The sequence below is a fragment of the Pseudomonas sp. YQ_5 genome (assembly GCF_043103305.1).
GTDB lineage: Bacteria > Pseudomonadota > Gammaproteobacteria > Pseudomonadales > Pseudomonadaceae > Aquipseudomonas > Aquipseudomonas putida_Y.
This window is the reverse complement of the sequence record NZ_JBICJS010000018.1, coordinates 1-9,399: the sequence shown is the minus strand read 5'-3', so window position 1 is coordinate 9,399 and position 9,399 is coordinate 1. Positions and strand designations below refer to the sequence as shown.

The 9,399-nt window shown below is 64.1% G+C and carries 7 protein-coding genes; all 7 read left to right on the top strand.

Going from position 1 to position 9,399, the window contains the following annotated elements; all coding sequences use genetic code 11:
* A partial coding sequence (locus tag ACF8EA_RS03285) for a hypothetical protein (protein ID WP_392521103.1) occupies positions 1 to 229 on the top strand: 229 nt, incomplete at its 5' end.
* A 206-nt stretch (positions 230 to 435) separates the two neighbouring features.
* Positions 436 to 2,238 carry an acyl-CoA dehydrogenase gene (locus tag ACF8EA_RS03280; protein WP_392521102.1) on the top strand — a complete coding sequence of 601 codons (1,803 nt, stop codon included), beginning with the start codon at positions 436 to 438 and terminating at the stop codon, positions 2,236 to 2,238.
* Between the two features lie 31 nt (positions 2,239 to 2,269).
* Positions 2,270 to 3,712 carry a TldD/PmbA family protein gene (locus tag ACF8EA_RS03275; RefSeq protein WP_392521101.1) on the top strand — a complete coding sequence of 481 codons (1,443 nt, stop codon included), beginning with the start codon at positions 2,270 to 2,272 and terminating at the stop codon, positions 3,710 to 3,712.
* Entirely contained in the window at positions 3,712 to 5,031 is a 1,320-nt protein-coding gene (locus ACF8EA_RS03270) for a TldD/PmbA family protein (protein WP_392521100.1), read from the top strand. The genes ACF8EA_RS03275 and ACF8EA_RS03270 overlap by 1 nt, the downstream gene beginning before the upstream one ends.
* 107 nt (positions 5,032 to 5,138) lie before the next feature.
* Positions 5,139 to 6,566 (top strand): multidrug transporter subunit MdtD, encoded by a 1,428-nt coding sequence (mdtD, locus tag ACF8EA_RS03265; protein WP_021783790.1) that lies wholly within the window; start codon positions 5,139 to 5,141, stop codon positions 6,564 to 6,566.
* Positions 6,567 to 6,678: 112 nt separating this feature from the next.
* The gene (gene dbpA, locus ACF8EA_RS03260) at positions 6,679 to 8,016 is read left to right on the top strand and encodes an ATP-dependent RNA helicase DbpA (RefSeq protein ID WP_235776642.1); all 1,338 of its coding nucleotides are present in this window, start codon (positions 6,679 to 6,681) and stop codon (positions 8,014 to 8,016) included.
* 122 nt (positions 8,017 to 8,138) lie between these two features.
* Positions 8,139 to 9,320 carry an NAD(P)/FAD-dependent oxidoreductase gene (locus ACF8EA_RS03255; RefSeq protein WP_274147872.1) on the top strand — a complete coding sequence of 394 codons (1,182 nt, stop codon included), beginning with the start codon at positions 8,139 to 8,141 and terminating at the stop codon, positions 9,318 to 9,320.
* The last annotated feature ends 79 nt before the right edge of the window (positions 9,321 to 9,399 follow it).

Genomic DNA, 9,399 nt, shown 5'->3' with positions numbered 1-9,399 from the left:
ATGGCACACCGCATGGCATGAGGTTGCGCAATGGCAGGGCATGTTTGCCGTGAGTTTTATGCCGTTGCTGAAATCGAGCGCCGCCCGCGCGGCGCATCGCGAGCTGCGCTCGCTCCTACGTTTGTTTCGGGCCAGTAACGCCCGTGACAGGCGCGCGCGACCGTTTTGTTTGTTCGGCGCAATATCGCGACATGCCCCAAAGCGCCCGCGCGCAAATCCCCAGAAATAACTGGCCCGAAACAAACGTAGAAGCGAGCGCAGCTCGCGATGCGCCGCGCGGGCGGCGCTCGGTCTCCCAGACGACGCACCTCTAACGCCATCCCCTTAAAGCCATGGCGCTCACCCTTTCTAAAACAATATCACTCACACCTATTAACCTGTCCCCTCCCGCACCAGGCCCCTACACTCGCAGCATCCCGCCTCAGGACCGCCACCATGCCCGAGACCTTGCTCAGCCCCCGCAACCTCGCCTTCGAGCTCTACGAAGTCCTCGACGCCGAAGCCCTGACCCAACGCCCGCGCTTCGCCGAACACAGCCGTGAAACCTTCGATGCGGCACTGACCACCGCGCGTACCGTCGCCGAGAAGTATTTCGCCCCGCACAACCGCAAGGCCGACGAAAACGAACCACGCTATGTGGATGGCCGCGCCGAACTGATTCCCGAAGTAAAACCCGCCGTCGACGCCTTCCTCGAAGCCGGCTTCCTCAACGCCAACCGGGACTTCGAGGTTGGTGGCATGCAGCTGCCCAGCCTGGTCTCGCAAGCCTGCTTCGCCCACTTCCAGGCCGCCAACGCGGGCACCACAGCCTACCCATTCCTGACCATGGGCGCGGCCAACCTGATCGAGAGCTTCGGCTCCGATGAACAGAAGCGCCTGTTCCTGCAACCGATGATCGACGGCCGCTACTTCGGCACCATGGCGCTGACCGAACCCCACGCCGGCTCGTCGCTGGCCGACATCCGCACCCGCGCCGAACCAGCAGGCGACGGCAGCTATCGGCTCAAAGGCAACAAGATCTTCATTTCCGGCGGCGACCACGAACTGTCGGAAAACATCGTGCACATGGTGCTGGCCAAGCTTCCGGACGCCCCGCCCGGGGTCAAGGGCATCTCGCTGTTCATCGTGCCCAAGTACCACGTAAACCCGGACGGTAGCCGCGGCCCGCGCAACGATGTGCTGCTGGCCGGGCTGTTCCACAAAATGGGCTGGCGCGGCACCACCTCGACCGCGCTGAACTTCGGCGACAATGGCCAGTGCGTCGGCTATCTGGTCGGCCAGCCGCACCAGGGCCTGGCCTGCATGTTCCAGATGATGAACGAGGCGCGGATAGGCGTAGGCATGGGCGCGGTGATGCTGGGTTACGCCGGCTACCTTTACTCCCTGGAATACGCTCGCCAGCGGCCGCAGGGCCGGCTGCCGGACAACAAGGACCCACACAGCCCGGCGGTACCGATCATCGAGCACACGGATGTGAAACGCATGCTCCTGGCGCAGAAGGCCTACGTAGAAGGCGCCTTTGATCTGGGCCTGTACGCCGCGCGCCTGTTCGACGACACCCATACGGCCCCTGACGAAAACGCCCGCAAACCGGCGCAGGACCTGCTCGACCTGCTGACCCCGATCGTCAAATCCTGGCCCTCGGCGTTCTGCCTCAAGGCCAATGAACTGGCGATCCAGATTCTCGGCGGCCACGGCTACACCCGCGAATACCCGGTTGAGCAGTACTACCGCGACAACCGCCTGAATCCGATCCATGAAGGTACCGAAGGTATTCAGTCGCTCGATTTGCTCGGCCGCAAGCTGGCGCAGAACAATGGTGCCGGCCTCAAGCAACTGATCCGCCTGATCGCCGCCACCGGCGAGCGCGCCAGCCATCACCCCAACCTGGACCTGCTGCGCCAGCCGCTGGAGCAGTTGGTCAACCGCCTGCAAGGCGTAACCCTGGCCCTGCTTGGCGATCTGGCCCAAGGCAAAGTCGCTGGTGCCTTGGCCAACTCTGCCTTGTACCTCAAGGCCTTCGGCCACTGCGTGATCGGCTGGCGCTGGCTTGAGCAGGCGGTTCACGCCGAGCTTGGCCTGCTCAAGGCAAGCGCTGCTGATCGCGACTTCTACCTCGGCAAGCTGCAAGCCGCACGTTATTTCCTGACCTGGGAAGTACCGGGCTGCCATAATGAGCTGGCATTGCTCGAGGCACACGACGATACCTGCCTCGCCATGCAAGACGGGTGGTTCTAGGGGGAGCCACCGTGTACACGGAGGCATCCGCATGTTCGATTCCAGCGCCCTGCTGCGCCAGCGCTTTGCCGCGCTGCGCAGTACGGCCGAGTTGTTTTCCCTGCGCCATGTAAAACAGTCGCACCAGGCGCTTTCAGTTCGCCGCAACGTCGCCGAACCACCCTTCTTCAGCCAGGATGAGGGCGCCATGCTCACCGTGCGGGTCAATGGCGTGGAGGCCTACGCTGCCACCGCCGACCTGTCCCAGGCTGGCCTGCAGCGCGCCCTTGAGCAAGCCGAGGCGCTGGCGCGGCAGATCGCCCGGCACAGCCTGCTGGACCTGCGCGAACAAGCGGTGACCAGCGCACGCCACGACCATGTTTCGCCCAACTTCGACCAACCCGTACCCAGCCTCGCCGACTGCCTTGGCCTGCTCGCCGATGAATCGGCCAGCGTGCCCAAGGACAGCCGTTTGGTGGATTGGCAGGCCAGCCTGGGGCTGAGCCTGGTCGAGCAAACCTACCTGAACTCGGCCGGCGCCGAACTGCGCCATGCCCAGCGCTTCCTGTTTCCGGGCCTGGGGGTGACCGCCAGCGACGGCCAGGACAGCCAAAGCCGCAGCCTGGGCCGCGACAACTTCGGCCAACAGGGTGGTTTCGAGATCATCGAGCGCTGCGGACTGGTCGGCGCGGCCAGTCGGGTGGCCGACGAAGCACTGCAACTGCTGCTGGCACCGAACACCCCCAATGGCCCGCGTGACCTGCTGTTGATGCCGGACCAGATGATGCTGCAGATTCACGAATCCATCGGCCACCCGTTGGAGATGGACCGCATTCTCGGCGACGAGCGCAACTACGCCGGCACCAGCTTCGTCAAAGCCAGCGACTTCGGCCACCTGCAGTACGGCTCCAGCCTGCTGAACGTGACCTTCGACCCGACCATTGGCGAAGAGCTGGCCAGCTACAGTCATGACGACGACGGCACCCCGGCCAGCAAAGCATTCCTGATACGCGACGGCCTGCTGCTGCGCCCGCTGGGTGGCGCGCTGTCTCAGTTCCGCTCTGGCCTGGACGGCGTGGCCAACAGCCGTGCCTGCGGCTGGAACCGCGCGCCGATCGACCGCATGGCCAACCTCAACATCGAGCCTGGTGAGCAAAGCCTGCCGCAACTGATCCAGGGCATCGAGCACGGCATCCTGATGCGTACCAACCGTTCCTGGTCCATCGACGATGCGCGCAACAAGTTCCAGTTCGGCTGCGAATGGGGCCAGTTGATTGAAAATGGCGAGCTCAAGGGTATCGTCAAGAACCCCAACTACCGCGGCATCTCCGCGCAGTTCTGGCGAAACCTGTCAGCGGTTGGCGACCACAGTACCTTCCAGGTGCTGGGCACGCCCAACTGTGGCAAGGGCGAACCCAATCAGGTGGTGCGGGTCGGCCACGCCTCGCCGGCCTGTGTGTTCCGCCAGATCGATGTATTCGGAGGAGACGCCTGATGAAGTACGCTTTCGAAAACCTGGTCGGGGATGTGCACGCCGCCCTTCAGGCAGGCGAGCAGTTCACCCTCGGCTACAGTGCCGAGCAATCGCAGTTCGTGCGTTTCAACCATGCCAAGGTGCGCCAGGCCGGCGAAGTCAGCCAGGCCTGTGCGCAACTGCGACTGGTGCGCAATGGGCGCCAGGCGGAACAACAGGTGACCTTGAGTGGCGACGCACAACTGGATCGCCAGCGTCTGAACGTTGCGCTCGAGCAGTTGCGCCAGACCTTGCCGCTGCTTGCCCTCGACCCTTACCTGCGCCTGGACGAAAATGCCTGGCACAGCCATAGCCTGCAGGAACACCCCCTGCCCGCACTGAGCGAAGTACTGGATCTGCTCGAGCGTGAAGCAGGCGACCTGGACCTGGTCGGCATCCATGCCGCCGGCCCGGTCTGCCGGGGTTTCGCCAGCTCGTTCGGCGCCTTCGGCTGGCACCAGGCCAACAGTTTCAACGTCGACTGGAGCCTGTTCCACGCTAATGGCCAGGCGGTGAAGGCCAACTATGCCGGCCAGGCCTGGAGTGCCGACGACTTCACCGCGCGCCTGCGCCAAGCACGAGAGCAGTTGGGTTTCCTCGGTCGCCCGGCAGTTACCCTCAAGCCCGGCACCTACCGCGCCTACCTTGCACCTGCGGCCATGGACGAAGTCGCCGGCATGCTGTGCTGGGGCGGCTTTTCCGCGCAAGCCCTGGCCACTGGCAACAGCGCTCTGCAGCGCCTGTACAACGGCGATGCACGGCTTAGCCCGCTGGTGAGTTTTACCGAGCAGGTAAGTGGCTCACTTAGCCCGGCATTTTCCGATGAAGGTGCGCCGCGCCTGGATGTGCCGCTGATCCAGCAAGGCGAAGCCCGGCAGCGGTTGATCAGTGCGCGCAGTGCGGCCGAGTTCGAACTGCAGGCCAATGGCGCCGACGGCTATGAGTCGCCCTGTGCGCTCAGCCTGGCGCCGGGCAATCTGGCCAGTGCGCAGATCCTTGAGCGGCTGGGCACCGGCCTGTACATCAGCAACCTGTGGTACCTGAACTACTCGGACCTGCCAGCGGCGCGCATGACCGGGCTGACCCGCTTCGCCACCTTCTGGGTAGAAGACGGGCAGATCCAGGGGCCGGTGAGTACCATGCGCTTCGATGACAGCCTGTACAGCTTGCTGGGCAGCCAGCTTGAGGACCTGACCCAAGAGCGCGAGATGATCCTGTCCACAAGTACTTATGGGCAGCGCAGTACTGGGTCGAGTCATTTGCCCGGGGCGCTGGTCAAAGGCCTGACCCTGACATTGTAATAGGCATTGATGGCCCTATCGCGGGCAAGCCCGCTCCTACAGGGGGCGCCAAACCCTTGCAGAAGCGGGTACCCGCGAAGAGGCTGGCACTGACAAACGAGGAAGTCATGCCCGAACGCACCCCGCTGGACCCCGTCACCGCCCGCTGGATCCCTTGGGTGGTGGCCATCGCTTTTTTCATGCAGTCCCTGGACGGCACCATCCTCAACACTGCGCTGCCAGCCATGGCCCGCTCGTTGGCCGAAGACCCATTGCGCATGCAGGGTGTGATCATTGCCTACATGCTCACCGTGGCCCTGCTGATCCCTGCCTCCGGCTGGATCGCCGACCGTTTCGGCACCAAGCGCATCTTCTTCAGTGCCATCTTGCTGTTCAGCTTTGGTTCGCTGCTGTGCGCCGTAGCCAACAGCCTTGGTTTCCTGATCTTCGCCCGCGTAGTGCAGGGCCTGGGCGGTGCACTGATGCTGCCGGTCGGGCGGCTGGTGGTGCTGCGCGCCTACCCCCGCAGCGAGCTGGTGCGGATCATGAGCTTCATCACCATCCCCGGCCTGCTCGGGCCATTGCTGGGTCCAACGGTCGGTGGCTGGCTGGTGGAAATCCTCAGCTGGCACTGGATCTTCCTGCTCAACCTGCCAGTCGGCCTGCTTGGCTGCATTGCCGTGTGGAAGTTCATCCCGGACTTGCGCGGCGCCGAGCGCACCACCTTCGACGGCCCTGGTTTCCTGCTGTTTGGCGCAGCGATGGTACTGATCACCATTGCAATGGAAGGCCTGGGCGAGCTGCACCTGCCGCACTTGCGGGTAATGTTGCTGCTGTTCGCCGGCATGGCCTGCCTGGCCGCGTACTGGCTGCGAGCCGGGCGCGACCCGGAGCCGCTGTTCTCGCCCAGCCTGTTCCGCGTGCGCACCTTCGCCATCGGCATCCTCGGCAACCTGTTCGCCCGCCTGGGCAGCGGCGCTCTGCCCTTCCTGGTGCCTTTGCTGCTGCAGGTCGCGCTGGGCTACTCACCCGCCCAGGCAGGCATGAGCATGATCCCGCTGGCGGTGGCGGCCATGCTGGCCAAGTCCATTGCCCGACCGCTGATCGAACGGTTCGGATATCGCATCATTCTGACCGGTAATACCTTGCTGCTGGGCATCCTGCTGGCAAGCCTCGGCCTGGTGGACGAGCAGACGCCCTATTGGCTGCTGTTGGTGCAACTTGGCCTTCTGGGTGCCGTGAACTCCATGCAGTTCACGGCGATGAACACAGTGACGCTCATCGATCTCGACGATGCCAGCGCCAGCAGCGGTAACAGCCTGCTGTCGGTGGTCGCGCAACTTTCGCTGAGCCTGGGCGTGGCCTGCGCCGGCGCACTGTTGGGTGGCTTTACTGCGGCAGGCAGCGCCGAGGGCGTGGAAACCACCCTGGGCGCGTTCCAGCTGACCTTCGTCACCATCGGTGTAATGGCCATGCTGGCGGCGGCGATTTTCCTGCAACTGGCGCCGACGGACGGAAGGCGTGCCCGTCGTCCGGAACAACACATGGAGTCGTAGGGCGAATGGCCACGAGGCTGGTAGACTGTGCGGCATTTTTCGCTTCGCAACGCAGGCCCGCCTCGTGACCACCGAATCCACCGCCTTTGCTACCTTGCCGCTGTCCACTGCCATGCTGGCCAACCTGGACGCCCTCGGCTATGCCTCGATGACGCCTATCCAGGCCCAGAGCCTGCCTGTCATCCTCAAAGGCCAGGACCTGATCGCCCAGGCCAAGACCGGTAGCGGCAAGACCGCCGCCTTCGGCATCGGCCTGCTCAACCCGATCAACCCGCGCTACTTCGGCTGCCAGGCGTTGGTGCTCTGCCCTACCCGCGAGCTCGCCGACCAGGTGGCCAAGGAGCTGCGCCGCCTGGCCCGCGCCGAGGACAACATCAAGATCCTGACCCTGTGCGGCGGTGTTTCGCTTGGCCCACAGATCGCGTCGCTGGAGCACGGCGCACACATCATCGTCGGCACTCCAGGGCGCATCCAGCAGCACCTGGACAAAGGCACCCTTGTACTGGACGGGTTGAACACCCTGGTACTGGACGAAGCCGACCGCATGCTCGACATGGGCTTCTTCGACGCCATCGCCAGCATCATCGGCAAGACCCCGTCGCGCCGTCAGACCCTGCTGTTCTCTGCCACCTACCCGGCCGGCATCAAGCAACTGGCCGCCGACTTCATGCGCAACCCGCAGCAGGTCAAGGTCGAGAGCCTGCACGCCGACAACCAGATCGAGCAGCGTTTCATCGAGATTGACCCGCAACAACGTCTGGAAGCCGTCACCCGCGTGCTCGGCCACTACCGCCCGCAGTCGTGCGTAGCGTTCTGCTTCACCAAGCAGCAATGCGAGGACGTGGTTGCCCACCTGACCGCCAAGGGCATCGTCGCCCAGGCCCTGCACGGCGATCTGGAGCAGCGCGACCGTGACCAGGTGCTGACCATGTTCGCCAACCGCAGCAGCTCGGTGCTGGTGGCTACCGACGTGGCCGCCCGCGGTCTGGACATCGATGGCCTGGACATGGTCATCAACGTGGAACTGGCACGTGATGCGGAAATCCACGTGCACCGCGTGGGCCGCACCGGCCGCGCCGGCGAGAAAGGCATTGCGGTCAGCCTGGTGGCACCGGCCGAAGGCCACCGCGCCCAGGCCATCGAAGCGCTGCAGAAGAGCCCGCTGCGCTGGGACCAGCTGGACAGCCTGAAAAACAAGGGCGGCGAGCCCCTGCTGCCAGTGATGACCACGCTGTGCATTGCCGCTGGCCGCAAGGACAAGCTGCGCCCTGGCGACATCCTGGGGGCCTTGACCGGTGATGCCGGCATCCCGGGCAAGCAGGTGGGCAAGATTGCCATCTTCGACTTTCAGGCGTTTGTGGCCGTGGAGCGGGCGCTGGCCAAGCAGGCCATGCAGCGGCTGAACAGCGGCAAGATCAAGGGCCGCGCCCTGAAAGTCCGCATTATCTAAATGCCAGGCAAATCCCCTGTAGAAGCGGTTTTACCCACGAATGCGGCAGTGAATGCACCATCGCATTCGCGGGTGAACCCGCTCCCACAGGGTTCAGCATTTCAACTCTGAAGGTTCATACAGTGCACTCCACCGACGTGATCATCCTTGGCGCCGGCGCCGCCGGCCTGATGTGCGCCCAGCTCAGTGCCCGTCGCGGCCGCCGGGTGCTGCTGCTCGACCACGCCAACAAGCCAGGCAAGAAGATCCTCATGTCCGGCGGCGGGCGCTGCAACTTCACCAACATGTACACCGAGCCGGCCAACTTCCTTTCGCACAACGCACACTTCTGCAAGTCGGCGCTGGCTCGCTACACCCAATGGGACTTCATCGAGCTGGTCTGCAAGCACGGCGTGGCCTACCACGAGAAGAAACTCGGGCAACTGTTCTGCGACAACAAGGCCAGTGACATCCTCGACATGCTGCTGGCCGAGTGTGACGAGGCCGGTGCCGAGATCCGCATGCACACCAGCATCGAACAGATCGAGAAGACCGAAAGCGGCTATCTGTTGCAGACCAGCAGCGGCCAGTTCGCCTGCCAGTCGCTGGTCATCGCCACCGGCGGCCTGTCGATCCCGACCCTGGGCGCCACCGGTTTCGGCTACCAGGTGGCCCGCCAGTTCGGCCACACCCTGCTGCCAACCCGCGCCGGGCTGGTGCCATTCACCATCACCGAGCCCCAACTCAAGGCGATGTGCACCGAATTGTCCGGCACCTCGCTGGACTGTACCGCCAGTTGCAATGGCACCAGTTTCCGCGAAAACCTGCTGTTCACGCACCGCGGCCTGAGCGGTCCGGCGATCTTGCAGATCTCGTCATTCTGGGAAGCCGGTGACACGGTCGAGATCAACCTGTTGCCCGACCGCGATGCGCTGACCTGGCTGCAACAGATGCAGGCCGAGCGCGCCAACGCCGAACTGAAGACCGTGCTGGGCGAGGTCTTCACTCGCAAGCTGGCTAACTTGCTGGCCGAGCAGTGGTTCGAGTCGAAACCGATGAAGCAGTACACCCCGGCGGAACTGGCGCAAATCGCCGAAAAGCTGGCGAACTGGCAAGTTGTGCCGGCCGGCACCGAAGGCTACCGCACCGCCGAAGTGACCCTGGGCGGCGTGGATACCCGCGAGGTGTCGTCCAAGACCATGGAATCGCTGAAAAGCCCCGGTTTGTACTTCATCGGTGAAGTGCTGGATGTCACCGGCCACCTGGGCGGTTTCAACTTCCAGTGGGCCTGGGCATCAGCGAACGCCGCAGCGCAGTTCGTGTAGGGTAGAATCCTTTCAGCAGCACGGAACGCTTCTTGCTGGCCCGTGTTTGGAGCCGTTATTGGGGCCGCTTCGCGTCCCT